Below are 25,816 nucleotides of genomic sequence, written 5' to 3'. Positions count from 1 at the left end.
GGCCACTGCCCCCACTGTCCTTTTGCCTGAGAGATTCACGCCGCGGTTCCCCGCGGCGCTTGCCCCTTCGGCGGCTGCCATCGGCGAAGCTTTCAAGGCCTGCCGTGCAACGCTCTCCAGTTTGTCGAGATGGTTCCAGTCTTTGGGCCTGAGCGTTCTGAGGGGTACGCCTTCGGCAGCTTCGGCAACAAGTGCTTCGGCTTCTCCTGGAAGAAGATCAGTTTACAGCGGGCGACGCGGCACAGGGGCCGCCGGTCGCACCGGCGCGGCAAACGCCGCGCGGAAGGCGCCCAGGATCGCCAGGATCAGGTCGGAACGCATTCAGTGGCTCCAGCTCATCATGCTGAGCTGCGTGTGCGCGCTCTCGACGGTGCCGCGCTCGAGCTGGCGAATGCGCCGCTCCAGGTCGCCCATGTCGACGGCTTGCGACAGGTAGCGCTCGTCGTCTTCACGGCTGGCATCCTGGCCGCGTTGCGAAGGGGTAGTCAGTTGGGCGATGAAACGCCGGACAGTTGCGTAGGTGTTTTGAACGGAGGTCATGGTCTGTACCCTTTTGGGGCTGATGGAGGGCCATCTCTCGGAGCGGTGGCTCCGGACAGCCCGGTTTGGTTTTTGTATGCAATGCAGTCTAAGGGTTTCCACTCAATCGTGCTGGCGAGGGGTCGGTTAACAAGGCCCTAGAAACGGCCGCATTTCACGACGCAAAGCCTTGTTTTCATTGGCAAAACCGCCTTTTCACCAGACCGGATCCAAAGTGCCTTCGCATCGGGTTATGCACAAACAGCATGACTTTGAAATGCCGCCCAGCACTGCTCACCGAGTGCCCAATCGCAGCACGCGAAGCGCGAATTCGCTGCCGGGCCACCGACGTTTCGTCAGCGAATCGAACCTTCTGCGCGGCCAAACCGGCAACTCGTCGCATCCCGGTCGCACCGCAGTCCGCGGTTTCCTAAAGTCCACTCATCGACACCCCGAACCGCACCAGGAGCCCACCATGACCGCCACCGCCACCCGTTTCGCCGCTGCTTCCAACGCCGCCCGCGCCAGCTTCGCCGGTCTGGCCGCCGTGGTCACACTGACGGTGCTGGCGGGCGTGACCCACATCGCCGGCCAGCAAGTCCAGGACGTGCAGTTGGCCCAGGCCCGCAGCAACGCCGCGACGATGCTCGCCAGCGCCGTGCCGGCCAACGAAATGCCGCTGCAGATCGTCGTCGTGACCGGCAAGCGGGTCTGACACCCAGTCGCGTCGATCCCGCGCCGAAGGCCCCGCACTGCGGGGCTTTTTTCGTTGTGGCGCCGAACGCCAGCGGGCCGCTGCAGCAGCAGCCGGTCGACGCACCACTGAGTGGACGTCCCGGTAGACCTTCTCCACACCGTTCAGCCGCTGCCGTTCATCCCTGCGCGCAGCAGTTTGGCCAGGCGCTGCGGCAACTCGTCGCATCCCGGTCGCAAGCGCAAGCGGCGCTGCCTAAAGTCCACCCATCGAAACACGATTTGCAGCCCAGCAGGAGCCTCAAATGACCACCCCCAACAGCACCGCCAACGTCAACACCCGCGAATTCCAAGCCAGCTCGAAGGCCGCCCGCACCGGCTTCCTCAGCCTGGCCGCGATGGTGACCTTCAGCGTGTTGGCCGGCCTGTCGCAGATCGCCAATGCCCAGGCGGACGATGCGCTGGTCGCACAGGCCGCTTCGCAAGGCGCGGTGCAGGTCGTCGTGGTCTGCGGCAAGCGCAGCGCCGTCTGAGCCAAGCGCTCAGCGAAGTTCCTTCAGCAACTGCTTCAGGCGCTTGCGCCCTTCTGCATTCGTGCCACGCCAGACTTCCTGTGCCATGGCCAGGAACTGCTGCTCTGCAGCGCTCGGCGACTGCGGCACATGCTCGCCGTCCAGCCAGCCCAGCGGCTGCTCGCAGGCCACCTCGATCTGATGCGCCAGCTTGTCACCGATGGGCCGGCTGCTCTTGATCTGGCTCCACATGCTGGGGCTGATCTGCAGCTGTTGCGCAAAGGCCTGCTCCATGCCCTTGGGCGGCACGCCAGCCCGCATCTGCGACTCGGCATAACGTTGAAACAAGGCCAGCACGTTCTGGCGGCGATTCACGGTGAGGTTGTCTGACACGAAAGCGGTTGTGGCGGCAAAGACACGATCTGGAACACAAAGATTGTCGCACCCGCTTGACGCAGAAGTGAAGACTCTTTACAGTTCACCCATTCGCTGCTGAGTGGCTTCCACTGCTCACGGCACCGGAACCTTCGGGTTCCACCGATCACCAGGTCTTTCGTTCCAACCCAACCGAAGTCTCACCGTGAACTCCGCCACCTTCATCGCCAAGCGTTCGCTGCCCCTTTCGGGCCAGTGCACCGGCATGGGTGCAGGGTTTGCAGGCTTGTCTGCAAACGTTTGCGGTTCGAACAGCCAGGCCGGTGATCACAGCCACAACATGCCCCCGGGCGAGGCCAGCGCATAGCGCGTTGCCTCCTACTCGAATCCATCGAGGCCCGGCATCCGAAAGGATCCGGGCCTTGTTGCTTTTGACCTTCTGAATTTCTGTCCCATCACGGGTGTGTTTCGGCACAAGGCCGAGCATGCGCTCTCTGTGTGAGAGCGGCCAGGATGTGCGCCACGGGGACGCCCGTGTCGTGCAGCGAGAACACGGCGCAAGCCCTCGGGCCTTGCGTTCGCGCTGGAGCACAACCGTGATGGGACTGAAGACCCATGTTTCACGAAGCCTTCGTCGAGCTCACGCTTCGAAGGCGGAAATCGGCCGCAAAGATTGGGCGGCACCGGAACCCGTCACCGGAACCTTTCACCAAATGCGCTCAGGCGTGGCCGTAGCTCAATGGCAGAGCCGTGGCTTGTGATGCCACTGATGTCGGTTCGATCCCGACCGGTCACCCCTGAGCGCATCGCGCTTTCACCCCAAAAAACAGGAGGACATCATGAAGAAGTACAACCCACTGGCGGCTGAAGCCTTCAGCTTTCGAAGCCACCCGTAAGCGCCGCAAGGGCTACCCGTCCGAGACCGGGGTCAAGCGCGGCGCGCGGGTGGTGCATGGCGACAAGGAACTGCTGGAGAAGCTGGGGCGCCAAGACCCCTGCCCCTGCGGTTCGGCGCGCCGGTTTCATGCAGTGCTGCCTGCGCAGCGGCTCGTTTTGACGGCGCACTGCGCCAGGATTATTTCCGCGACTGAGGCGCAGCTTCACCCGACACCGGCAAGCGCGCAACACCGCAGACAAGCGCCGGGCCGAGGCTGTGAGCCACGGTTTGGCGGTTCAACCATTGAAAGGAGTTTCCGATGAAGACCCGGATCTCTTCCCTTGCCAACGCCCTGCTGGACAGCCTGGGCAGTGGCCTGCTGCTGATGGCCGCGGTGATGACTTTCAGCCTGCTGGCCGGCCTGGTGCAGGTGGCCGAAGCCCAGCGCCAGGGCTCGCAACTGGCTGACGCGCAGTTGCCCGAGGCGGCTGCCGCCGTGCCGGCGCTGTTTCTGGACGATGCGCCGGAAGCCCCGGCCTCGGCCGTGCCGCCGCCCGGCAAGCCCTTGAGCACCTGACGCTCCGCGCCACACGGCAGCGGCCAGCTGGCCACCACTCATCGCCTGCAAAGGCAACTCAATCGCCTGCCGGCCCCGCCTGTCGCAAGACGGTCGCGGCCGGGATCGCGGCTGCCTAAAGTACATCCATCGACACCCACCGCACACCGCAAGGAGCCCCAAATGACCCCTTTCACGTTCATGAACACCACCAGCCTTCGCACCCGCGCCCCCTTCCTGGCACTGGCCGCCACCGTCACGCTGACCGTGCTGGCCAGCCTGAGCCACTACGCCGACCGGCAGGTCCAGGCCGAACAGTTCGCCCAGGCCACGCCGAGCGCCCCGACCCAGGTGGTCGTGGTCACCGGCAAGCGCAGCATCAACGGCTGAGCGCCCCGGCCATGTGCCGGTGTGATGTGGCTGTCTGAATGTCAAGTTGATCGACTGGTCCCACTGACCACTCATTCGCCCCGCAACCGCGGGGCTTTTTTTCGCCTGTGCGCTACAGCGCCGCGAGCACCCGCTCTGCAATCGCCAGCGAAGCGGTCAGCCCCGGGGACTCGATGCCGAACAGGTTGACCAAGCCGCGCACGCCATGCGCGGCCTCGCCCTGGATCAGGAAGTCGGCCGCGGCCTCGCCCGGCCCGCTGATCTTCGGGCGGATGCCGGCGTAGCCCGGCTGCAAGGCGCCGTCCTGCAAGCCGGGCCAGTAGCGGCGGATGGCCGCGTAGAACGCATCGGCGCGCGCCGGGTCGACCCGGTAGTCCAGCGTGTCGACCCATTCCACGTCCGGGCCAAAGCGCGCCTGGCCGCCGAGGTCGATGGTCAGGTGCACGCCCAGCCCGCCCGGCTCGGGCACCGGGTAGATCAGCCGCGAGAACGGCGAACGACCGGCCAGGCTGTAGTAGTTCCCTTTGGCTGTGTACAGCGGCGGCACCCACTCCGCCGGCAAGCCGATCAAGCCTTTCGCGAGCGTCTGGGCATGCAGGCCAGCACTGTTGACAACCAGGCCTGCGTGGATCGCCATCGGCTGCTCGCCGCCCACTTGCAGCGTGATGCCTTCGGCCCCGCATTCTCCGCCCAGCACCGGCGCGTCATAGGCGAGCATGCCGCCTGCCTGCTCGAAGTCCCCCTGCAGCGCCAGCATCAGGCCGTGGCTGTCGACGATGCCGGTGCTGCTGCTCTCCAGCGCGGCCACGCATTGCAGCTGCGGCTCGGCCGCCAGGGCCTGCGCGGCGCTGACCATCGCCAGCTCGCTCACACCATTGGCATGGCCGGTGGCCTGCAGCTTCTCCAGCGTGTCGCGCTGCTCGGCCGAGGTCGCAACGATCAGCTTGCCGCAGCGCCGGTGCGCCACGCCGTGGCTGGCGCAGTAGTCGTACAGCAGCTGCTTGCCGCGCACGCACAGCTCGGCTTTCAGCGAGCCGGTGGGGTAGTAGATGCCGGCGTGGATGACCTCGCTGTTGCGCGAACTGGTGCCGCTGCCGATGCAGCGCTCGCGCTCCAGCAGCACGGTCTCGAAGCCACGCAGGGCCAGCGCGCGGGCCACGGCCAACCCGACCACGCCGGCACCGACGACGATGCAATCCACTCGTTCCATCACTCACCCGTTCCTGCAGACTGGCGCCCAGTCTCGCAGGTTCAGGGGCGATGGTCAGAACGCGTGGCGCACGCCCGCCACAATGCCCACCTGCACACCACCAGCCACCGGGCCGTTGCCCGCGGCTGCATTGCTGACCGCCAGCGCCAGCGTGCCACTGTTGCCGATGCGGCCGGCTGTCGCGTAGATCGCCGTGCGCTTGGACAGGCTGTAGGCGCCGCGCAGCGCGTAGAGCGTGGCCTTGTTGTCGCTGTCCTTGTAGCTCAGCCGGAACAGCTCGCCGTCCAGCGTGAAGGCCGGGGTGACGGCATAGGCCGCGCCGGCATACCAGAGCTCGCTGCGCGGCGTGGTGGCGCTGCCTTCGTTGCGGCGCGAGATCACGCCGGCGCCGAGCTTCAGTGCGTCGAACCTGACCCAGCCGGCTGCCGTGGCGCGCCGGTCGGTCAGCGTGCTGCTGGTCAGGCTGGCAAAGGCGCCGGTGCCGCCGCGGATCTGGTCGACCGCCAGCGCCAGGCCCCAGTTCGGCGCGTCGTATTTGGCCAGCGCGGACCATTCGCGGCAGGCTTGCGCATCGGCCGCGCTTTCGCCGGCGCAGTTGGTGCCCGAAGGGCTGGGCACGTTGACAGAGTCGCGGCCCAGGCTGTACGTGGCGCCCACCGTAAAGCCGTTGAACGTGCCGCGGTAGGCCACCGCGTTGTCGGCCCTCGCATTGGGCAGGTAGCTGTCCAGCGAGGCCGAGCCATAGGCGTTGGGACCGAGGATGTCGGCATCCAGCTGAGACCAGAACAGCATCGTGTACTGGCGGCCCAGCGTCAGACCGCCCCAGTTGCCGGTCAGGCCCACGAAGGCCTGGCGGCCGAACACCCGCCCGCCCTGGTTGAAGGTGCCGGTGTCCAGGCCCAGGCCCTGCTCCAGCGTGAACACCGCCTTCAACCCCTCACCCAGGTCCTCGGTGCCTCGGAAGCCCAGCCGTGAAGGCACCGTGCCGGTCAGGCCCGGCAGGCGGTTGGTGCCGGTGCTGGCTGCGCCCACGTTCGTCAGGTGTTCGACCGACTGGTCGAGCAGGCCGTAGATGGTCACGGTCTGGGCCTGGGTGGCGAAGCTGGCAGAGGCCAGCATGGCCAAGACGGCCAGGTTCAGCAGGGATCGATGCATGTCGGTTGTCTCCGGTAGGGCTGGCGGTGATCGTGGCGCCACCGTGCTGATTGAATGAGCGCCGCAGTGTAGGAAGCCGGCCCCAGCGTCAGAAGATGGCGAAACCGGTGGCGCAATTACCCGGCGTTATCGCGTCAGCCACACCCGTGCTGGCGGTTGACATGCCCTGTTGATACGCCAATCATGGCCAGCCCTGACCGACCTCTGAGGCCACTCGCTCACACCATGACCCTGCCCTTACCTGTCCGTCTGAGGACCGCATTGACCTTGCTGTTCGGCTGCCTTGTCTTCGCGTCCATCCAGGCCCTGGCGGCCACTGCTGAGAAGCCTGCACCCCTCAAGCCGGCACAGGCTTGCAGCAGCCTGTTGAAGGCGGACCTGAGCGCCATCGGCGGGGATGGCAGCCGCGTCACCAGCGCCAGGGAAACTACCAACGGCGGCGCACTCGTCTGCGCGGTGGAAGGCCAGCTGGCGCCCAGCATCGGCTTCGTGATGACGCTGCCGCTGAAGACCTGGACCGGGCGCTTTTTGCAGGTCGGCTGCGGCGGGCTGTGCGGCCGCGCGTCGCTGGAAGTGGGCGCCGCCGAGGGCTGCCTGCCGCTGCAGGCGGGCGGCTTTGCCATCGCCTCGACCGACATGGGCCATCAGGGCATGAGCGGTGACTTTGGCCGTGACCCGCAGCAACGCGTGGACTTCGCGCACCGCGCGGTGCACCTCACTGCACTGGCCGCCAAGCAGTTGATCCGCAGCTTCTACGGCAAGCCGGCCGCCAGGTCCTATTTCACCGGCTGCTCTGACGGCGGCCGGGAAGCCTTGATCGAGGCCCAGCGCTACCCGGAAGACTTCGACGGCATCATCGCCGGTGCCGGCGCGCTGAACTTCCAGGTGCAGAACAGCATGTACCACGCCTGGCAGGCGCGTAGCAACACCGGCCTGGACGGCAAGGCCGTACTCGTGGCCTCCAAGCTGCCGCTGTTGCACCAGGCCGTGCTCGCGCAATGCGACAAGCTCGACGGCCAGGCCGATGGCCTGATCGCCAACCCGCGCGCCTGTTACGTGGACCTGGCCCCGCTGCGCTGCGAACCCGGCGTGGCCGCCAGTGCGAAATGCCTGAACGAAGTAGAGCTCGAAGCCGTGCGCCGCTTGTACGACGGCCCGCGCGACCCCGAAACCGGCGAGCGCCTGACCGTGGCAGGCCCCATGCCGGGCTCCGAGCTGGCCTGGGCCGGCGTGTTCGTGCCGGAGAGCGCCAGCCAGCCCATCTTCAGCGAACGCATCGCACTGGACGCGCTGCGCAACCTGAGCTTCGAGACCGACCCGCCAGCCGACTTCCGCCTCGCCGACCTGCCGTTCGACGGCGCCACCTTCGACCGCTTGCGCGCACGGCACCCGCTGTTCGACGCGACCAACCCCGACCTCTCGGCCTTTGCCAAGGCCGGCGGCAAGCTGATCCTTTGGCATGGCTGGTCAGACCCGCACATCTCGCCGCTGAACACGGTCGCCTACCTCAACGCCGTCCAGCGCGTGATGGGCGCCGCGCAGGCAGAGACCTTCACCCGCCTGTACCTGCTGCCCGGCGTGTACCACTGCGGCAGTGGCGAAGGCCCGAGTGCGGTGGACTTCCTGACACCGCTGCTGGACTGGGTCGAACGCGGCGTGGCGCCGCAGGCCGTCGTCGCCCGCGCACCCAGTCCCAAGGAGGCCAAAAGCAACTTCGGCCAACCCACTGCCGCCGGTGCCAGCGCAGCGCCAGCCGCCGCAGCGCCCGGTGCGCCGCCTGCTGCCACCGTGGCCCCGAACGCGCGATTGCGCCCAGTCTTCCCGTACCCCGCCATGGCAGTGCATGACGGCAAGGGCGATCCCAACACCGCCAGCAGCTACAGCGGCGTGCTGCCGCCCAGCGTGCCGACGCTGCCGGCCTGGCGTGGCGACGACTTCTTCCGGCCCTACGCGCCCAGCGTGCGCTGAAGGCCCGGCACGGCCGCCGAGCTGAGCGACGCGGTCCTACGCGGTAGGACTGCTCGCCCAGCTCAGGCCGGTGGCTTCCTTGCCGGCCACCGAATACAGCGCACCCGGCGCGTTGCGCGTGCGCTGGAACTCCTCCAGCGACTGGCCGCGCATTGCGGCGTAGATGTGCAGGTTGGACACGCCGATCACCGCGCCCAGTTTCTCCAGCACGAAGAAGATCGCACCGTGGTGCATCAGGCCACGCCAGTCTCGCCGTCGCAGCAGCTCGCGCTCGGTGTCGGACAGGCCCGCGCGCGCGAACTCGGCCTCCTCGTCGGCCAGGAAGGCGGCGCGGTGCACCGGCTCGATCAGCGCGTGCAGGAACTGGTTGATGCGGTAGGCACCGACGCTGCGCTCCAGCGTGAACGGGTAGCTGCCCTGCAGCTTCTCGACGCCGGCCAGCTGCGCATTCACGTGCGCCGCCTGGCGCTGCTGCTCGGCCGCGGTGGCCGGCTGCGCCAGGTTCTGGTAGACGGCAGTGGCAATGCCGGTCATCGACGGCAGGTAGTAGCTGCGGTGCAAGCAGCGCACCTGTGAGGACAATGCACCGCGCATCACCAGCCACATGATGACTTCCGCGCCTTCGACGCCGCCGAGCTCGGCGTATTCGGCGTGGGTCATCTGGGCCAGGCGTTCCGGGTCCCGCTCGAACAGATCGAGGAAGTGCTGGTCCCACTCGGTGTTGTTGAAGCCGGCGCGCTCGCCATGCACCTGGTGCGACAGGCCGCCGGTGGCGACGATGGCCACGCGCAGCGGCTCGGGGTAGCTCTCGACGGCGCGGCGCAGCGCCTGGCCCAGGCGGAAGCAACGGCGCGCGGTGGGAATGGGGAACTGCAGCACGCCGACCTGTAGCGGCACCAGTTTCACCGGCCAGCCGCCGGCCTGCTCGTGAGGACACAACATGGACAGCGGCGAGAAGCAGCCGTGGTCCAGTGGCCGGCGCTGGAAGAAGGACATGTCGAACTCGTCGGCCATCAGCGAGCGGCCGAGGTGGGCCGCGAATGCCGGGTCGCCGCCAATGGCTGGCAGGTCGCGTGCGCCGGCACCTTCGTCTGCCACCTCCCACTGCCCGCCCACGCCCAGCGAAAACGCCGAGTAGTGGTCGAAGAAAAACGAGGTGACGTGGTCGTTGTGGATGAACAGCAGCACGTCGGGCTTCTGCTGGGCCAGCCAGGCCCGCACCGGATCGAAGGCCGCGAAGATCGGCGCCCAGACCGGGTCGTCGCGCTTGTCGCGGTCGTAGGCAAAGCCGATCGTCGGCGTGTGGGACGCGGCAATGCCGCCGATGATGGTCGCCATGAGGGCTGCTGCCGCGCACTGCGGCCACTGTGTTGACTGTCGGCGGACTTTACAAATCGCCCCCGCGATTCAGAAGATGTCGCAACACACAGCGCAATAACGCGTGGTTATCATTTTCCGATGAAGCTCACCAGCCTGCGCGCCCTGGTGGCCGCCGTCGAAGAAGGCAGCCTGCGCGCCGCCGCACGCCGCCTGCACCTGTCCCAGCCGGCCCTGACGAAGATGATCCGCGAGCTCGAACGTGAGCTGGCCACCACGCTGCTGCAGCGCTCCACCACCGGTGTGTTTGCCACCGCGCAAGGCATGGTGCTCTACGAGCGCGCCGTGGCGGCCGACCGCGAGCTCTCGCAGGCGGTGGACCAGATCCAGCAGCTCGATGGCCGCATGACCGGCGAGCTGACCATCGGCGCGGTGCCGCTGGCCGTGATGGTGCTGGTCCCCGAGACGCTGCGCACTTTCGGCCAGGAGTTCCCGCAGGTGCAGCTGCGCATCATCGAGGAGCTCTACATCGCGCAGCTCACGAGGCTGCGCAAGGGCGAGGTGGACATTGCGCTCGGCCCGCTGCCCGAGCACCTGCCGCCCGGCGAGTTCACGGTCGAGCCGCTGATCCCCATCTCGATGGTGGTGGTGGTGCGCAAGGGCAATCCACTGGCGCGTGCGCGCCGGCTGGCAGACCTGGCGAATGCACCCTGGGTCTACACCGGTGCCAACGTCGAGACCGGCTACGCGAAGATCCTGTTCGAGATGCACGGCCTGAAGCCGCCGCCCGCTGGCGCAGTGGTCAACTCCACGCTGGGCCTGCTGTCCATCATCGCCAGCGGCAACTGCGTGGGCCTGCTGCCCCACCAGATCGCCACGCATCCGTTCGCCGCAGATTTCCTGGACATCGTGCCGGTGGCCGAAGGCCCGCTGGAAGCCAAGCTGGTGGCGCTGGCCCGCTCGGACGCTGCGCTCAAGCCCAGCGTGCGCCACTTCCTCGCGCACCTGCACCGCGCAGCCCACCACCTGACCAGCCTGCAGCCCTGAGCCTGTCTTCAGTCGCTCATTTCAGCTGCTCATTCCGGCTGGATGTGGGCCTCGCGGATCAGCTTGCCGTAGCGCTGCTGCTCGCTGCCGAGCAGCTCGGCGAACATCGCGGTGCTGCCCGGCGCCACGTCGCCGCCGGCCGAGGTCAGCCGGTCCCGCACTTCGGCCTGCGCCAATGCGTGTTGCACCGCCTGATGCAGGCGCGTGGCCGCCGCCGGCGGCAAGCCGACGGGTGCGACCAGGCCGTACCAGACCGAGGCCTCGAAACCCGGGAAGCCGGACTCGGCAATCGTCGGCGCTTCCGGGAAGATGGCCGAGCGCTGCGTGCTCAGCACCGCCAGCACCTTCAGCTTGCCGGCCTTGGCATGTGGCAGCACTTCCAGCGCATTCAGTGCCACGGTCTGGATGTGGCCGCCAATGACGTCGGTCACCGCCTGCGCCCCGCCCTTGTACGGCACATGGCTGAGGCGGATGCCGGCAGCGCGCTCGAAGAGTTCCATCGCCAGGTGCGGCGTCGAGCCATTGCCGGGCGAGCCGTAGTCGATCGAATCGGGCTTGGCCTTGGACTGGCTGATCAGCGTCTTGATCGAGTCCACACCGCCTTGCGCATTGGCCGCGATCACCACCGGCACACGGCCGACCAGCGACACCGCCTGCACCTTGTCCAGCGCATACGGCGCAGGTTGGAACAGGGTCACGTTGGCGGCCAGCGCGTTGGCGGCCAGCATCAGCACATGGCCGTCAGGCGGGCTGTCGATCAGCGACTTGATCGCCAGGTTGGTGCCGGCCCCCGGCTTGTTCTCGACGATCACCGGCTGGCCCAGCTCACGCTGCAACTGCGCCGCCAGCGCGCGGGCAATCGTGTCCACCGCACCTCCGGCGCTGTAGCCGACGATCAAATGGATGGGCTTGCTCGGCCAGGCTTCCGCGGCGCGGACCGCGGTGCCAGCGGCCAGCGCCAAGGTGGCCAGCACGGCCCGCCGGCGGTTGAACTTCGTCATGAGGTCTCCAGGGTTTGTGTCCCGCGCTCGCCGCAAGGCCAGCCCGGTGGCTGCGGCGATTCTGTGGCCCGTTTCGGCCCGAGCAAGCGCAATGTCCCGATAGCTGCTATGCCGATCCGGCATGCCTCAGCCTGGCAGTTGCAAGTTCACCGGACCCTGTTCGGCCACCGTCGTGATCCATCGCTCGAAGGCGGCAACGGCATCGTCGCCGGCGCGGTCGCGGTTGAGCACCAAGGTGTAGTCCGGCGCGCGCCAAGTGGGCGCTGCGATCGGGCACACCAGGCGGCCCGCCGCGATGTCTCTCTCGATCAGCGGCAGCGACGCCAGCGTGACCCCCAGGCCTTCGACAGCGGCGGCCAGCTGGAGAAACACATGGTCGTATTCGACATGGCGAATCACCCGGAGCTCGGGCATGCCCGCCGCCTTCAGCCAATGTGACCAGGACGTGCGTGTGCTGGCGGAATGCAGCAACGTGTGCTGCCGCAGGTCCGCCACGCCCTGGATGGGGCGCTGGCGCAGCAGCGCGGGGCTGCAGGCCGGCAGGCGCAGGTCGGCCATCAGCGGGCGTAACACCAGGCCGGCGCCGTCCTCCTTGCCGGAACGCACGCCGATGTCGAATGCATCGCCGACATAGCGCAGCTTGCGCGAGGTGGTGGACACCCGGACCTCGATGTCGGGGTAGCGCGCATGGAAGTCCGCCAGGCGCGGCAGAAGCCAGCAAAGGGCAAAACTGGCCAGCACGTTCACTCGCACGGTGCCCGACACGCGGCGCACGATGTCGGCGTGGCGAAGCCGGGCAGCCCCGTCGGCCAGGCGCTCGAAAGCCTGGCTCACGTCGTTGAGCAGCGCCGCGCCCGCGTCAGTGAGCACAACGCCGCGCGCCTGGCGCTCGAACAAGGGCACGCCGAACCAGTCTTCCAGCAACCGGATCTGCTTGCCCACGGCCCAGTGGGTCACGTGCAGCTCGGCGGCTGCAGCGGCAAAGCTGCCGCACCGGGCAACCGCCTCGAAGTTGCGCAGCGCGTTCAAGGGCGGCAGCTTGTCCCTGCCCTCGATGCTTGGCTCGCCGTTCATGGCGTGACTTTAACTCCCGGCTGCCGCGAAATATTGTCCGTTGAAGCGCCGCCAGCGCGGCCCTAGAGTGGCCGCATGCTTGACTCGACCTCGATGCCACCGTCCACCGCGGCGCAGCCCTCGCCAACCGCCGCTTCGCGTTCCCGGGTGCTGTGGGTCTCGTGTGCCGCGCATGCGCTGCATGACGGCTACACCGACATGATCTACGTGCTGCTGCCCACATGGCAGGCCGACTTCGGCCTGAGCTATGGGGCCTTGGCCATGCTGCGTGGCCTGTATGCCGGCACCATGGCCAGCCTGCAGCTCACGGCGGGCCGCCTGGCCCACCGCCTGGGCAGCCGGGCGACGCTGGCCCTTGGCACGCTGCTGGCCGCAGCCGGCTATGCGGCGGCAGGCGCCTCGGGCAGCCTGCTCGGGCTGTGCGCGGCCTTGGCGCTCTCGGGCGCCGGATCCAGCACGCAACATCCGCTGGCCTCGGGCGCCGTCTCGCGTGTCTACGGCCGCGAGGCACGTGGCCCCCTGGGCATCTACAACTTCTCGGGTGACCTGGGCAAGGCGGCACTGCCCGCTGCCGTCTCGTTGCTGATCACGCTGATGCCCTGGCGCCACGCGCTGTGGGTGATGGCAGCGTTGGGCTGCATCGCCGCCGCCGCGATTGCGCTGCTGCTGCCCGCCATCCCCCAAAAGCAGGCCGCTGCCGAGGCGCCTGCCAGTGACGGTCGCCGGGATGCCGGCACAGGCTTCGCCCTGCTGTTCACCATCGGCGTGCTCGACACCGCGGTGCGCATGGGCCTGCTGACCTTCCTGCCCTTCCTGCTGCAGGCCAAGGGCGCATCGACACCGATGGTGGGCACGGCCCTGGCACTGGTCTTCGCAGGCGGTGCAGCAGGCAAATTCCTCTGCGGCTGGCTGGGCGCGCGCATGGGCATGGTCGGCACCGTGCTGGCGACCGAAGGCGGCACGGCGGCCTTGACCGTGGCGGTGATGTTCACGCCGCTGGCGCCCACGCTGGTGCTGCTGCCGCTGCTGGGCCTGATGCTCAACGGCACCTCGTCCGTGCTGTACGGCACGGTGCCGGAACTCTCGCACCCGGACAAGACCGAGCGGGCCTTCGCGCTGTTCTACACCGGCACCATCGGCTCGGGCGCCGTCGCGCCGGTGCTCTACGGCTTTCTCGGCGACGGCATCGGCGTGCAGGGCGCCACCTTCGCGACCGCACTGACCGCGCTGGCCATTTTTCCGCTGGCGATGGCGCTGCGGTCGCGGCTGCAGGCCGCTTGACTCGGCCCCGCCGGGACCCTCAACCCGCCCGCATGAACCGGCGGGCGAGGCAGGCGTCCAGCGACAACGCGCCCGGGCCGCGGCAGAGCAGCACCAGCAGCATGGCCGCCCATTGCAGGTGCGTCGGCCAGGCCTGCGGGTAGACGAAGACTTCGATCACCGCCGTCATGCCCAGCAGTGCGGCTGCGGCGAAGCGGGTGCCCAGGCCCAGCAGCAGCGCGATGGGTGCGGCCACCTCCAGCGCCACGCCCAGCCAGGCTGCCACTTCCGGGGGCACGAGCGGCACGCGGTACTCGTCCGCGAACAGGAACAGCGTGGTCTCCCAACTGGCCAGGTGCGTGAGCGCGGAGCTCCAAAACACCCAGGCGACGGCCAAGCGCAGCGGGATGGCCAGCGCGGCGTATGGCACGGCGTCGAGCTGACGGACCAGCTGAATCAAGCGGTAGACAGGGCGCGAACGTGTCGCGGGCATGGGTGAGAAGAGGTTCTGAGTCATGTTTGGGAAGAGAGGAAGAAGGCTCGGAAATGCCGGCGCAGCAGATGCGCCTGTAGCAGCGCTGGTGCCGCATCGGCCACGCCGGCCGCAGCTGCGCCTACCGGTTTGCCTTGGCACAGGGCGTGGGCGAACTGCCACGCGTGCGCTGGCACACGCTGCACCACCAGGCCTTCCGCCTCGCGCGAGACGAAGAGCCAGGCCGGGCCGGCGTCCAGGTCCAGCGTGTGCAAGGCCTGCGAGTCGTCCGCCAGCACCGCGGCCCAGAGCTGGTCGATGGACTGGTGCACCGCCAGCAGGCGGAACGCAGCGCGCGGTGCGAAGCGCACCAGCATCGCGTCCGCCTCGTCCAGCAAGGCCAGCGCGGCCGCATCGCAATGGGGCTCGTCCGGCGCCCGCAGCACCTGGTTGACCAGGCGCTCCAGTTGCGCCAACTCGGCCAGGTAGGGCAGGCCAGCGGCGGGCTTGAACGCGGCGATGAAGGCCGGAAAGGCGTCGCCGTAGTCGTCCAGCCAGCCATGCCGTGGCGGATGAGCGCGCGCGAACTCGTTGGCGGCAAACGCGAAGAAGTCCGCGCCCACCAGGGCTTGCACCGCGGGGAAGATCAGCTGCAGCGACGTGGTGAGGGCCTGCTGGATGGTGTGGCGGTGGACCTGCAGACGCTGCGCGGCGGGCAGGCCCTCGTTGCACAGGTGCCGGCCGAGTGAGGCCTGGGCCGCCGTGGTGGGCCGCAGCAAGCCGTCAGAGAACAGCTGCTGCAGTTCGCGCAGGCTGTGCGGCGATGAGGCTTGCATGGTGGTCCAGGAGGTGTTGGGCCTTGTCGGCCTCGGCCAGCAGCCTGGCCAGTGGCGGCAAGTCGGTGTCCCACTCGATCAGCGTGGGCACGCGGCCGAAGCGCTGCAGCGCCTGCCGGTAAAGCGCCCAGACCTCGGGCGGCACCGGCGAGCCGTGGTCGTCGATGCGCAGCGCGTGGCCGTCGATCTCCACCACGCTGTGGCCGGCCAGGTGCATCTCGCCCACCGCCTCGATGGGCAGCGCCTGCAGGTAGGCGGCGGTGTCCCAGCCGTGGTTCATCGCGCTGACCTGCAGGTTGTTCAGGTCCAGCAGCAGCCCGCAACCGGTACGCCGGCAGACCTCGGCCAGGAATTCGGCTTCCGGGATCGGCGAGTGCGCAAAGCGCAGGTAAGAGGACGGGTTCTCCAGCAGGATGGCACGGCGCAGCAGCGCCTGCGTGCAGTCCACGTTGCGGCAGATCACGGCCAGCGCCTCCTCCGTCATCGGCAGCGGCAGCAGGTCGGGCAGCCAGGTCGTGCCGGCCTGGCTCCAGCTCAGGTGCTCCGAGATCAGCCCGGGCGCCACCCGCTCCGCCACTTCGGCGACCTGCCGCAGGTGCACCAGGTCGATGCCCTCGGCGCTGCCCAGCGACAGGCCCACGCCGTGCAGCGAGAGCGGGTAGTGCTGTCGGATGCCGGCCAGCGCGGCGATGGCCGCGCCGCCGCCCATGTAGTTCTCGGTGTGCACTTCCAGCCAGGCCACGGCAGGCAGTTGCTGCAGCAGTTGCGACTGATGCGGGAAGCGCAGCCCGATGCCGGCGGCAGCCGGCACGCGACCACGCCTCGCGCTGGCCTGGGCAAGCGCGGCCGCCATCGCGTCAGTTCGCCTGCGTGTTGCCGCCGGCCAGCTTGGCGCACACACCGGCCGGCACCAGCACGATGGACTGCGGGTCCCGCGCCTGCGTGGCCTGGCCGGCGCAGGAGTGCTTGCCCACCGCACAGTCGTTCTTGCCCACGGCATTGACGCCATAGCACTTCTCCAGGTGCTGCGCGGTGGCGCGGGCGATGTTGTCCTTCACGACCTGCGGGTACTCCTTGTCCTGCGCGTGCGCGGTCGACAGCAGCAAGGCCGGAGCGGCAATGCCGGCCGCGGCAGCCAGCAGGGAGACGGAGAAAAATCGGTTCTTCATGAGGGTTCCAGAAATGGAGTTGGTGAGAGAGGAATCCGGTGTGGGTGTCAGGTCCCACACCGCAAGCGAATCTTCTGATCCGGCGCCCGATCTCGTAAGACGGCAAAGCTGCCGACTTGGCGAGGCGATCCTGCCAAGCGGCCTGGCGAGGTTCGCTGCACCAACAAAAGCGGCCGCTGAAAAGCGGCCGTGTGGGGGCGGGGAAGCGGCGTCAGCTCGCCTGCCGTCCTGGCATCAGAGCCCCGCGCTCGAAGGTCATGCGGCCGAAGCGCTCGCGGTAGTCCGAAGGCGTGAGGCCGGTGTGGCGCTTGAACAGGCGGCGGAAGAAGGCGAGGTCGGCATAGCCCACCTTCTCGGCGATCAAGGCCACCGGCACCTTGCCGCTTTCCAGCATCTCCTTGGCCGAGGCGATGCGCAGCGCCTGCGTGTACGCGCCCGGCGCCTGGCCGGTGGCCGCCTTGAAGCGGCGGATGAAGCTGCGCGCGCCCATGCCGATGCGCTCGGCCAGCGTCTCGGTGGCCATGTCTTCCGCCAGATGGGCCAGCAGAAATTCCTCGGTCTCGCGGATCTTGCTGTCCGCATGCGGCAGCGAGAGCGGCAGCACCGCGTAGCCGGCCTGGCTGCTGCGCGGCATGCTCAGCAGCAGCGACTTGGCACACTTCAGCGCAATCTCGTGGCCGCAGAACTTGTCCACCAGGAACAGGCTGAGGTCGATGGACGCATACACGCCGCCGCTGCAGAACACGTGGCCGTCTTCGGTGACGAACTGGTCCGGCCGCCACAGCACCTGCGGATAGCGCGCCTTCAGCGTGTCGGCGACGGCCCAGTGCGTGGTGGCCTGCCGCCCGTCCAGCAGGCCGCATTCGGCCAGGAAGGCCACACCGGTGCAGATGCCGGCGATGTAGGTGCCGCGGTCGTGCCATTTGCGCAGCCAGGGCAGCAGCGAGGTGGTGCGGGCGATGCGGTCCTGCACGTCCAGCCCGGAGGCCGGCAGGATGATGAGGTCGGTCTCCTCGATGTCCTCGATGCCGCATTCGGGTGTCAGCCCCAGTGCGCACAGCGTGGTGACACGCGCGCCGTCCACCGACGCCACCTTCACGCGAAAGCGCGGCTCGGAGCTGAGGCCGTGGAAGAGGTTCCACAGCGTGCCGGCGGAATGGAAGATCTCGATCGGCGCGACGGAAGTGGAGGCAAAGCTGGCTTCCGTCAGCACCACTGTCACGTCGATCACCGGCTTGGCACGGCGGGCGATGGAAAGCGCGGCGGCATCGTTCATGCGGCCCTCCGTTCAGGTCTTGGCGCGGGATGTGTCATGGGTGCCCATGATGCAGGCTGAATGCGCCAGGCTGAAGAGGCGATCCGGACAAGCATCGGGGGTGAACCCGACATGCGCGCTGCGCAGCCCGAATGCCCCCGGCATTTGTCCCGAATGCCGTCTACCCAGGCCGCGCGGCGTTGCCCATCATCGGCACCTCATTCACTTCCCTCGAAAGCTTCCATGAAGCGCTACCTGATCGAACGCGACCTGCCCGGTGTGGGCACCCTGAACAGCGAGCAACTCAAAGGCACGGCCCGGGCCGGCAACGCTGCCACCGAAGCCCTGGCCGGCAAGGCCCAGTGGGAGCAGTCGTTTGTCGTCGCCGACAAGACCTTCTGCGTGTTCAAGGCCGATTGCGAGGCCACGCTGCACGAACACGCCCGCCTGGCCGGTTTCCCGATCACGCGCATCACCGAAGTGGCGAGCGTGATCGACCCCGGCACGGGCATCGGCTGATGGTCGGCTCAATCAACGAAAGAGATTTACCAATGACATTGCGCATTCGAGCCCTCGTGGCATCCGTGCTGGCGACAGGCATCCTGGCCGGGGCTGGCGCACCTGCCGCGCAGGCCGCCCCCACGGTGACCCAGTCATCGGCGCCCAAGCCGACCATCGTGCTGGTACACGGCGCATTCGCCGACTCATCGAGCTGGCGCCACGAGATTGCCGCCCTGCAGAAGGAGGGCTATCCGGTCATCGCGGTGGCCAATCCGTTGCGGGACGTTGGATCGGACGCCGCCTACCTGGCCAGCGTTCTCCAGACCATCCAGGGCTCCATCGTCCTGGTCGGGCACTCCTACGCGGGCTTCCTCATCAGCCAGGCGGCCGCAGAAGTGCCTGCCGTCAGTGCGCTGGTCTACGTGGCCGCCTACATCCCGATGCAGGGCGAAACGCCTGCGACGCTGACCTACATGTACCCCGGCTCGCTGCTGGCCGACAGCAACCTCGTCACCCGCACCGAGCCGACCGGGACCGACATCTACGTCAATCCCGCCACCTTCGGCCAGGTCTACGCAGGCGGTCTGTCCCCGCGCGCCATCGGCATCGCTGCCGCCGTGCAGCGCCCCATCCAGGCGTCGGCCTTGTCGGATGCGGCCACCGTCAACCCGCCAGCTTCGATCCCGAAGTGGGAGATCGTGGCCCTGGAGGACAACGCCATCCCAACCAAGGCGCAGATCTTCATGGCACAGCGGGCCCAGGCCACCATCGTGAAGACCCATTCGGGGCACGACGTGCCGCAAGCCAAGCCAGAGGTGGTCGTCAACACGATCCTGACAGCAGCCAGATCGATCTCTCAGGCAAATTAGCGTTCAAGACAGGCTGCGCGAACATGCACACCGCGAAAAAGCTTCAACGAGGTCGTGCGGTGGGATGGGGCGCTGCATCCATCGCAGTTTCAGAAGCTGGGGATCAAGGCGGAGTGATGCGATGGGCCGGTGCCATGCCCTGGCGCTGCTTGGCCTCGGCTGTGGCGTCGCTGCCCATGAAGCGCAGCGCCTCGCGGGCCGCGGCAGGGTCGGCGGCCTTGGCGCCCACGCCACCGGAGAACACGGTGACGACCTGCACCGGGGCCGGCATCAGGCCGAGGATCTCGATGCCGGGCAGGTGGATCAGCTCACTCAGTTGCTGGAAGCCCAGCGCCACTTCGCCGCGCGCCACCAGCGAGCCCACCGGCACGCCGGCAGGCGCCTGCACCAGCCGGCCCTGCAGCTGCTCGGTGATGCCCCAGCGCTCGAACAACTGCAGCAGCGCGGTGCCGCTGGGGCCGGTCGAATAGCTGATGCTGGGCGCCGCCAGCACCGCGGCCTTCAACGCAGCTTCGCTGTCCACGGCCGGCTTGCTCGCGCCCGCCTGCACGGCAATGGCCACTTCGGAGCGCACCAGGTCCACCCGGCTGCCGGCCAGCAGGTGGCCCTCGGCGACCAGCTTGTCGATCACGTCCGAGGCCAGCACGACCAGGTCAAACGCCTCGCCGGCGCGCACGCGCTTGGCAGCGTCCACGCCACCCACCGATTCGACCTGGACGGCGGCGCCGCCCTGCCTGGCAAAGTCGGCCACCAGTTCGGCCAGCAGCTGCCGCGTGGCCATCGAGGAAATGCAGTTCATTCGGGCTCCAGTGCCCCGCTTGCCGGGGCTCGGCGCGCCGTCGGGCAGGTTTCGTTTGCAGCCCGACAGGCTACAGCAGCTCGCGAGGTGTGTCGAAGGACTGCACGCCGACGGCCAGCAGAACGCAACGCAGTTCCGCGGTCTGTTGATCGCGGGCGCCTTCGACCTTCAGGTCGCTGTGTGCGTGCTTGGCGTTCCACTCTCCGGCGAGGTGGTAAGCGGTGACATCCTTGCAGAGCGCCCGGATCTGCCTGTCCTTGCTGGCAGCCCAGGGCTGGCGCTGGCCGCGTTCATCTTCGATGTAGAGGCTGAAGCCTTTTGTGTCGAACTGGTAGCCAACCGGGTACGAGAGGTGAACACCAAGGGCGTACTCAAGGGCCAGGCCGGTGAGGTTTCTTGTTTGAACCAAAGCCATCTTGTGCGGGGTCTTTCGTTGGGAAGGAATCCGCGATTTTCCCAGACCTTGCAGAAGTGCTGCGACAAACCCGCCAGACCGACCCGGGTCGGTGGCCAAGCGCGGGTAGCCTGGCCTTTCAAGACAGTTCGGCGAGCCGCTGCTGCTGCCTGGCCTCGAAGTACAGGCGGCTGGCCGCGCTGTCCGGCGAGGACGCACCAAAACGCAGGTGCAGCGAGTCGATCTGGTGGTCTGCCAACGGGTCGTGGGCGATGCCATCGGCCAGCTCGCGCCAGCTCGCCAGGAAGCGCAGCTTCCACATTTCCGAAGGCATAGAGGCTTGCAAAGCAATCATGAGGAACCGAACAGTGAGGGAGATGAAAGACGCCGAGGAACTCGGCGATGCGGCTGGAGCCAGCATCTGATCTCGGAGATTGCAGCAGCGTCAGTCGATGCGCGGCGACCTTGTAGGTGCGCGCTGATTGCGAGGGCCACAGCTCGAAGCAGACAGCCCGAAGCATGCCCGGGCCCAGCCCCATTCGGTCCAATGAAGAACGCCGTGCCAGCCCGATTGATTTGAGGCTGGCACGGCGCAGCGGCCGTCATGAAACGACCCGTGCGCTGTTTGGATTCAGCGCAGGTGGTGCACCGGCGCCAGCCCGTGGACGGGGGTGTCCAGTCCCTCGTAACGGGCCTTCAGCTGCAGCGACAGGAACTGCGAATAGTGCCGGCTCTGGTGCAGGTTGCCGCCGTGGATCCACAGGTTGGGCTGCTGCGTGGGTTTCCACATGTTGCGCAGCTCGCCTTCCCAGGGGCCCGGATCCTTGGTGGTGCCGCTGCCCAGGCCCCAGACCTTGCCCACCTTGTTCGCCACCTCGGGCGATACCAGGTCGGCCAGGAACTGGTTCATCGAACCGTAGCCGGTGGCGTAGACGATCAGGTCGGCCGGCAGCTCGCTGCCGTCGGTCAGCGTCACGCTCCTGGCGTTGATGTGCTCGATGGTCGTGCGACTCTTCAGCTTCACGCTGCCGTTGGCCACCAGCTCGCTGGCGCCCACGTCGATGTAGTAGCCCGAGCCTCGGCGCAGGTACTTCATGAACAGGCCCGAGCCGTCGTCGCCGAAGTCCAGCATGAAGCCGGCCTGTTCCAGCCGCCCGTAGAGATCGGCATCGCGCCGCTTCATCTCCTCGTACACGGGGATGTGGAAGGTGTGCATGATCTGGTAGGGCACGCTGGCGAAGATCAGGTCACCGGTGTGGTGGTCAATGCCATTCTTCACCGCCTGCTCGCTGTACAGCCCGCCCAGCGCCAGCTCCATCAGCGAGTCCGACGGGGCGATGTGCGTGCTGCTGCGCTGGACCATGGTCACGTCCACGCCCTGCTCCACCATCGCGGCGCAGATGTCGTGCGCGCTGTTGTTGCTGCCCAGCACCACCACCTTCTTGCCCTGGTAGGCCTCGGGGCCGGGGTGCCGGCTGCTGTGGTGCTGCTCACCCTGGAAGCCATCGGCGCCAGGCAGCCTGGGCACGTTGGCATAACCCGAGACGCCCAGCGCGAAGACGAGCTGCTTGGGCCGCAGCGTCACGTCCTGCCCCGCCCGGTTGACCAGCACGGTCCACTCGCCCGTGGCCTCGTCGAAGCTGGCCTTTTTCGCCTCGGTGCTGCCCCAGTAGTTCAGCTCCATCACCTTGGCGTACATCTCCAGCCAGTCGCCCACCTTGTCCTTGGGCGCGAACACCGGCCAGTCGTCCGGGAAGGGCAGGTAAGGCAGGTGGTCGTACCAGACCGGGTCGTGCAGGCACAGGCTCTTGTAGCGCTTGCGCCAGCTGTCGCCCGGCTTCTCGTTTTTCTCGACCACGAGGGTCGGCACGCCCAGGCGCCGCAGCCGCGCGGCCAGGATGATGCCGCCCTGCCCGCCGCCGATGATCACCACATACGGCTGCTCCTCGTAACCCAGCCGCGCCTGTTCTTCCTGGCGCCGCTCCAGCCAGCTCTTGCGGCCCGGGTGCACGCCGTGCTCCGCGCCCTTGATGCGGCGCGTGCCCTTCTTCTCCTCGAAGCCCTTCAGCTCGACCATGGTGGTCAGCAGCGTCCAGGCCTTGCCTGCCTTCAGCCGCAGGTGGCCGCGGCCGCGCGCCACCTTGGTCTCGAAGGTGAACCAGGCCTCGGTCACGCCGTCGGCCTCGGTGGCTTCGCCGTCGATGGCGAAGTTTGACGGCACCGTGTCGGCCAGCCGGGCCTGCAGCATCTCGCGGATCGCGCCGGCGCCCTCCTGCGTGCGGATGTTCCAGGTGAAGGCCACCAGGTCGCGCCAGTAGCCCTCGGGCTGGAACAGCGCCACGGCGGCTTCGATGTTGCCAGCCCCCAGCGCAGCCTCGAAGTCGGCAAGCCAACGCTGCGCGGCAGCCGTCGGATGAATCTCGGTCATCGGTTGTCTCCTGTGTCATCGGCCTCGGGATGGGCCGATCGAACAGGGGGTACTCAAGAGCCGTGCCGGCGCGGCGGCGCGCGCAAGTCCTTGTCAGGCAAGGAAATGGGTGCCTCAAGCAGGTGTCACAGCGCTGCAGCTGTCACACCCGGGTCGCGTGACACCTGTCACTCGGGCTCGCAGTGGTTGGGCGCAACGATGCCCGCGCGTTTCATGCGGCGGTACAGCGTCATGCGGGCCACGCCGAGCCGGCGCGCGGCCAGGCTGACGTTCCACTGCGCAGCGCGCAATTCCTGCAGCAGCGCGTCGTCGCCGCGGTTCGGCAGGTGGGCTTCGACAGGGCGCAGCGGCGCGTGCGCAACGCTCGCCAGCTCCGGCAGGTCGTGCAGCGAGATGGTCCCATCACCGGCCACGCTGGCAGCACAGTCCAGCACGTTCTTCAGCTCGCGCAGGTTGCCGGGCCAGGCGTAGGCCAGCAGGCGCGCGCGCACCTCTGGCTGCAGCGTGCGGCCGTGCAGGAAGCGCGTCAGCAGCGCCGGCAAATCGCTGCGTTCGCGCAGTGGTGGCAACGCGATGTGGGCGCCGTTGAGGCGGTAGTAGAGGTCGTCGCGGAAGCGGCCAGCGCGCACCAGCGTTTCCAGCGGTGCATGCGTGGCGGCAATCACGCGGATGTTCACAGGCACCGGCCGCGTGGCGCCCACCGGCAGCACCTCGCGCTCGGAAAGCACGCGCAGCAGCCGCGCCTGCAAGGGCAGCGGCATGTCGCCAATCTCATCGAGGAACAGCGTGCCGCCATCGGCCTCGGGGATCAGCCCGCGCTTGCCCCTGGGCGCCGCGCCGCTGAAGCTGCCCGGCAGGTGGCCGAACAACTCGCTCTCGATCAGGCTCTCCGGGATGGCCGCGCAGTTCACCGCCACGAAGGGTCGCGTGCGGCGCTCGCCACTGGCATGCACAGCCTTGGCGAAATACTCCTTGCCCGAGCCGGTCTCGCCGGTGATCAGCAGGTTCACCGGCGAGTTCACCAGCTTCGCGGCGCGCTCAATCTGCCGATCCAAAGCCGGGTCGCCAGCGGAGAGCGCCGCCAGCGGCGCCGGCACCGGCCGTTCGGGCTGGCCGCGCGGTGCCGCCGGCCTGGGCGGTGGCGGCGTGGCCGACAGGAACAGCAGCTCGCGGCCACCGCTGCGCATCACCGCGCGCTGGTCCGAGGGCTGGGCCATCACGAAGCGGCCAATCTGCTCGAAGCGGGCCTCGAACAGCGCATCGAACAACTGGCCGACCAACGGCCGCGTGCCCTGCAGCGCCTGCTGCGCGCGCCGGTTGTGGCCCACCACGCGGCCGGCGCTGTCCAGCGCCAGCAGGTAATCGGGGTTCACGTCCACGAACTGCGGCGCGGCCGACAGGCGCAGCACCCAGTCTTGCCGGTGCCGCTGCAGGAAGGCCGCGCTCTCGATCTGCTGCGCATGGAGCTTCACCAGTTGCAGCGCCAGGCCCTGGCTGCCCTTGGGGCCGGCGGCGCTGAGCGCGCTGATGTCCAGCACCGCCGCCAGCTCGCCGCGCGCGTCATAGACCGGGCTGGTGGTGCAGGTCAGCGGAATGTGGGTCGCGTCGAAGTGGTCGTCCAGGTGCACCGTGAGCGCCTCGCCGGTGCTGATGCAGGTGCCCACGCCGCAGGTGCCGGCATGCTGCTCGCTCCAGTCCGCACCCAGGTACAGCCCGGCCTTGCGCAGGCCAGGCTCCATCTGCAGGTCGCCGATGAAGTCCACCGTCACGCCGCGCGCGTCCGTCAGCAGCACCACATAGCCCAGGCCTGCGACCTGCTGGTAGAGCGTCTCCAGCCCGCGCCGGGCGATGTGGATGAAGGCCTCCATCTGGTCCTGGTGCTCGCGCAACTGGCCCTGCGGCAGGATCACCGCTTCCTGCATGCGCGTCGGGTCCAGCTGGTGCTCGTGCACGCAGCGGTGCCAGGAGTCGCGGATGACCTGTTCGTGGCGCAGCGCAGCCTGCGCCTGCACGCCCAGGTCGGCCACCTGCATCACGGTGGCAATGTGCTCGCGTTGGGCAGAGTGCATGGGGCGACCATCGCCCCGGCCCGCGATGCTGTCAACGCGGGGTTTCCACCTTCCGGACCGGGACGGTTCAAGCAGTGCTCGCGAAGCGTGGAATACTGTATTTATAATCAGTGTCCATGTCGGACCTGTCCATTGCCGCCGCGGCCCTGCTGCCGCCTTCGCCGAGCCTGCTGGCTCCCTCGACGCCAATGACCCTCCCGCCTACTTCGGCCCCAGCCCCCCCGCCGCCTTCACTGACCCGCGTACACCGCACGCGGCTGATGCAGGTCTGGCGCTCGGCCGGCTGGCCCTGCAAGGACGGCATCGAAATCGACCTGCTGGCAGCCGGCCTGCTGGCGCTGCAGGTCAACACCGAAGGCCGCGAGGCGCTGCGACTGACGGACGCCGGCATCCAGTTGCTGGCCGAGTCGCGCCAGCAGAACACCCGCGCGCTCAGCGGCCATGACCGGCTGGCGCAGAAGTTCGCCGAGCACCTGCTGGCGTCCGGCCGCGTGGTCTGGCGAGAGCTGTCGCTGCGGGCCCAGATCGAAACCCCGCCGCCCGCCGCGGCGGCCCTGAGCACCGGTGACGCGCCCGCCCCGCTGCTGGCCACCGAGCCGCTGCCGCTGTGGGCCGACGAAGAAGCGCAGCAGAAGGCCGCGAAAAACACCTGGCGCATGGCCAGGCCCGACCTTTTTTCGGTGCGCAACACCTCCGTCGAGGCCTACCTGCAGCCGATGGTGCACGAGATCAAGTTCAGCCGCGCCGACCTGCTGTCCGACCTGCGCCACGAAGCCAAGCGCCAGGCCTACCAATGGCTGTGCTGCGAGTGCTACTACGTGTTCCCGGCGGGCGTGGCCAAGCCCAACGAAATCCCTTCGGAGTTCGGCGTCTGGGTGCTGCACGGCAGCCTGAAGGAAGGCCGCTTCGAGCTGCTGCGCCCGGCCCGCCACATGGGCTGCACGCTGCCCTTCCCGGTCTGGCTGGCGCTGGCCAAGGCCACGCCGCTGCGGGCCGACGAGCTGGAGGCGCCGCAGGCCACGCTGGGCGAAGCCGGCGACCCACCCGCGGCGGGCCTGCAGCCGTGACCC

At 68.2% G+C, this 25,816-nt stretch carries 27 protein-coding genes, 1 tRNA gene and 1 riboswitch; of the genes, 11 read left to right on the top strand and 17 right to left on the bottom strand.

The window, feature by feature from the left end; all coding sequences use genetic code 11:
- Window positions 1-4 precede the first annotated feature (4 nt).
- Window positions 5-130: riboswitch (glycine riboswitch) on the bottom strand.
- 191 nt (window positions 131-321) lie between these two features.
- On the bottom strand, window positions 322-540 hold the full coding sequence (locus tag AC3WR5_RS12360) for a DUF3563 family protein (RefSeq protein WP_492484764.1): 219 nt from the start codon (window positions 538-540) through the stop codon (window positions 322-324).
- Window positions 541-994: 454 nt separating this feature from the next.
- Here AC3WR5_RS12360 and AC3WR5_RS12355 point away from each other — a divergent pair, with 454 nt between their 5' ends.
- Together AC3WR5_RS12355 and AC3WR5_RS12350 are read left to right on the top strand one after the other, a co-directional pair.
- Window positions 995-1,234, top strand: coding sequence for a hypothetical protein (locus AC3WR5_RS12355; protein ID WP_492484762.1), 240 nt, complete (start codon window positions 995-997; stop codon window positions 1,232-1,234).
- Window positions 1,235-1,517: 283 nt separating this feature from the next.
- A complete protein-coding gene (locus tag AC3WR5_RS12350) occupies window positions 1,518-1,745 on the top strand; it encodes a hypothetical protein (protein ID WP_492484761.1) in 228 nt (75 codons plus the stop codon).
- A gap of 9 nt (window positions 1,746-1,754) precedes the next feature.
- On the opposite strand, the gene AC3WR5_RS12345 is transcribed toward AC3WR5_RS12350, so the two are convergent.
- Window positions 1,755-2,117: a hypothetical protein gene (locus AC3WR5_RS12345; RefSeq protein ID WP_492484759.1), complete on the bottom strand. Its 363-nt coding sequence runs from the start codon at window positions 2,115-2,117 to the stop codon at window positions 1,755-1,757.
- 707 nt (window positions 2,118-2,824) lie between these two features.
- Here AC3WR5_RS12345 and AC3WR5_RS12340 point away from each other — a divergent pair.
- From AC3WR5_RS12340 to AC3WR5_RS12330, 3 genes are all read left to right on the top strand, one after another.
- A tRNA-His gene (locus AC3WR5_RS12340) sits at window positions 2,825-2,895 on the top strand.
- A gap of 400 nt (window positions 2,896-3,295) precedes the next feature.
- A complete protein-coding gene (locus AC3WR5_RS12335; protein ID WP_141287775.1) occupies window positions 3,296-3,553 on the top strand; it encodes a hypothetical protein in 258 nt (85 codons plus the stop codon).
- Window positions 3,554-3,715: 162 nt separating this feature from the next.
- On the top strand, window positions 3,716-3,922 hold the full coding sequence (locus tag AC3WR5_RS12330) for a hypothetical protein (RefSeq protein ID WP_141287774.1): 207 nt from the start codon (window positions 3,716-3,718) through the stop codon (window positions 3,920-3,922).
- A 112-nt stretch (window positions 3,923-4,034) separates the two neighbouring features.
- Here the strand turns inward: AC3WR5_RS12330 and AC3WR5_RS12325 are convergent, their stop codons facing one another.
- Both AC3WR5_RS12325 and AC3WR5_RS12320 read right to left on the bottom strand, forming a co-directional pair.
- Window positions 4,035-5,132, bottom strand: a complete 1,098-nt coding sequence (locus AC3WR5_RS12325) for an NAD(P)/FAD-dependent oxidoreductase (protein WP_492484756.1) — start codon at window positions 5,130-5,132, stop codon at window positions 4,035-4,037.
- A 54-nt stretch (window positions 5,133-5,186) separates the two neighbouring features.
- Window positions 5,187-6,287, bottom strand: a complete 1,101-nt coding sequence (locus tag AC3WR5_RS12320; RefSeq protein ID WP_492484754.1) for a porin — start codon at window positions 6,285-6,287, stop codon at window positions 5,187-5,189.
- A gap of 261 nt (window positions 6,288-6,548) precedes the next feature.
- On the opposite strand from AC3WR5_RS12320, the gene AC3WR5_RS12315 reads away from it, so the two are divergent.
- Entirely contained in the window at window positions 6,549-8,255 is a 1,707-nt protein-coding gene (locus AC3WR5_RS12315; protein WP_492484752.1) for a tannase/feruloyl esterase family alpha/beta hydrolase, read from the top strand.
- Window positions 8,256-8,291: 36 nt separating this feature from the next.
- On the opposite strand, the gene AC3WR5_RS12310 is transcribed toward AC3WR5_RS12315, so the two are convergent.
- Complete coding sequence (locus AC3WR5_RS12310; RefSeq protein ID WP_492484750.1) at window positions 8,292-9,593, bottom strand: gallate dioxygenase; 1,302 nt, start codon at window positions 9,591-9,593, stop codon at window positions 8,292-8,294.
- Window positions 9,594-9,713: 120 nt separating this feature from the next.
- Here AC3WR5_RS12310 and AC3WR5_RS12305 point away from each other — a divergent pair, with 120 nt between their 5' ends.
- The gene (locus AC3WR5_RS12305; protein ID WP_141289700.1) at window positions 9,714-10,619 is read left to right on the top strand and encodes a LysR family transcriptional regulator; all 906 of its coding nucleotides are present in this window, start codon (window positions 9,714-9,716) and stop codon (window positions 10,617-10,619) included.
- 29 nt (window positions 10,620-10,648) lie between these two features.
- On the opposite strand, the gene AC3WR5_RS12300 is transcribed toward AC3WR5_RS12305, so the two are convergent.
- Together AC3WR5_RS12300 and gcvA are read right to left on the bottom strand one after the other, a co-directional pair.
- Complete coding sequence (locus AC3WR5_RS12300) at window positions 10,649-11,620, bottom strand: Bug family tripartite tricarboxylate transporter substrate binding protein (protein WP_492484748.1); 972 nt, start codon at window positions 11,618-11,620, stop codon at window positions 10,649-10,651.
- 126 nt (window positions 11,621-11,746) lie between these two features.
- Window positions 11,747-12,694, bottom strand: coding sequence for a transcriptional regulator GcvA (gene gcvA / locus AC3WR5_RS12295; protein WP_492484747.1), 948 nt, complete (start codon window positions 12,692-12,694; stop codon window positions 11,747-11,749).
- A 75-nt stretch (window positions 12,695-12,769) separates the two neighbouring features.
- On the opposite strand from gcvA, the gene AC3WR5_RS12290 reads away from it, so the two are divergent.
- Window positions 12,770-13,975 (top strand): MFS transporter, encoded by a 1,206-nt coding sequence (locus AC3WR5_RS12290; RefSeq protein ID WP_492484745.1) that lies wholly within the window; start codon window positions 12,770-12,772, stop codon window positions 13,973-13,975.
- 19 nt (window positions 13,976-13,994) lie between these two features.
- Here the strand turns inward: AC3WR5_RS12290 and AC3WR5_RS12285 are convergent, their stop codons facing one another.
- The 5 genes from AC3WR5_RS12285 to AC3WR5_RS12265 form a co-directional block, all read right to left on the bottom strand.
- The gene (locus AC3WR5_RS12285; RefSeq protein WP_492484743.1) at window positions 13,995-14,447 is read right to left on the bottom strand and encodes a DoxX family protein; all 453 of its coding nucleotides are present in this window, start codon (window positions 14,445-14,447) and stop codon (window positions 13,995-13,997) included.
- Window positions 14,448-14,467: 20 nt separating this feature from the next.
- The gene (locus tag AC3WR5_RS12280; protein WP_492484741.1) at window positions 14,468-15,262 is read right to left on the bottom strand and encodes an HvfC/BufC family peptide modification chaperone; all 795 of its coding nucleotides are present in this window, start codon (window positions 15,260-15,262) and stop codon (window positions 14,468-14,470) included.
- Window positions 15,210-16,115 carry an MNIO family bufferin maturase gene (gene bufB, locus AC3WR5_RS12275; RefSeq protein ID WP_492484739.1) on the bottom strand — a complete coding sequence of 302 codons (906 nt, stop codon included), beginning with the start codon at window positions 16,113-16,115 and terminating at the stop codon, window positions 15,210-15,212. Before bufB ends, AC3WR5_RS12280 begins: the two co-directional genes overlap by 53 nt.
- 4 nt (window positions 16,116-16,119) lie before the next feature.
- Entirely contained in the window at window positions 16,120-16,431 is a 312-nt protein-coding gene (locus AC3WR5_RS12270) for a BufA1 family periplasmic bufferin-type metallophore (RefSeq protein WP_141287161.1), read from the bottom strand.
- 211 nt (window positions 16,432-16,642) lie between these two features.
- The gene (locus AC3WR5_RS12265; RefSeq protein ID WP_141287159.1) at window positions 16,643-17,707 is read right to left on the bottom strand and encodes a GlxA family transcriptional regulator; all 1,065 of its coding nucleotides are present in this window, start codon (window positions 17,705-17,707) and stop codon (window positions 16,643-16,645) included.
- A gap of 222 nt (window positions 17,708-17,929) precedes the next feature.
- Between AC3WR5_RS12265 and AC3WR5_RS12260 the strand changes: the two genes are divergently transcribed.
- Window positions 17,930-18,205 carry a DUF4242 domain-containing protein gene (locus AC3WR5_RS12260; protein WP_492484736.1) on the top strand — a complete coding sequence of 92 codons (276 nt, stop codon included), beginning with the start codon at window positions 17,930-17,932 and terminating at the stop codon, window positions 18,203-18,205.
- Window positions 18,206-18,237: 32 nt separating this feature from the next.
- Window positions 18,238-19,056, top strand: a complete 819-nt coding sequence (locus AC3WR5_RS12255; protein WP_492484734.1) for an alpha/beta fold hydrolase — start codon at window positions 18,238-18,240, stop codon at window positions 19,054-19,056.
- 103 nt (window positions 19,057-19,159) lie between these two features.
- Here AC3WR5_RS12255 and AC3WR5_RS12250 read toward each other — a convergent pair whose 3' ends face one another.
- From AC3WR5_RS12250 to AC3WR5_RS12230, 5 genes are all read right to left on the bottom strand, one after another.
- Window positions 19,160-19,855, bottom strand: a complete 696-nt coding sequence (locus AC3WR5_RS12250) for a substrate-binding domain-containing protein (protein WP_492484732.1) — start codon at window positions 19,853-19,855, stop codon at window positions 19,160-19,162.
- Between the two features lie 70 nt (window positions 19,856-19,925).
- Window positions 19,926-20,369, bottom strand: coding sequence for a hypothetical protein (locus AC3WR5_RS12245; RefSeq protein WP_492484730.1), 444 nt, complete (start codon window positions 20,367-20,369; stop codon window positions 19,926-19,928).
- A gap of 19 nt (window positions 20,370-20,388) precedes the next feature.
- A complete protein-coding gene (locus tag AC3WR5_RS12240) occupies window positions 20,389-20,604 on the bottom strand; it encodes a hypothetical protein (protein WP_492484728.1) in 216 nt (71 codons plus the stop codon).
- 276 nt (window positions 20,605-20,880) lie between these two features.
- Window positions 20,881-22,677, bottom strand: a complete 1,797-nt coding sequence (locus tag AC3WR5_RS12235; RefSeq protein WP_492484726.1) for an NAD(P)/FAD-dependent oxidoreductase — start codon at window positions 22,675-22,677, stop codon at window positions 20,881-20,883.
- A gap of 167 nt (window positions 22,678-22,844) precedes the next feature.
- Entirely contained in the window at window positions 22,845-24,746 is a 1,902-nt protein-coding gene (locus tag AC3WR5_RS12230) for a sigma-54-dependent Fis family transcriptional regulator (RefSeq protein ID WP_492484724.1), read from the bottom strand.
- 260 nt (window positions 24,747-25,006) lie between these two features.
- Here AC3WR5_RS12230 and AC3WR5_RS12225 point away from each other — a divergent pair, with 260 nt between their 5' ends.
- Window positions 25,007-25,813, top strand: coding sequence for a hypothetical protein (locus AC3WR5_RS12225; protein ID WP_492485480.1), 807 nt, complete (start codon window positions 25,007-25,009; stop codon window positions 25,811-25,813).
- The last annotated feature ends 3 nt before the right edge of the window (window positions 25,814-25,816 follow it).

Source organism: Ideonella sp. FW305-24, assembly GCF_058788035.1.
Note: the sequence above shows the minus strand (reverse complement) of the source record. Positions and strands in the feature narration are given on the sequence as shown.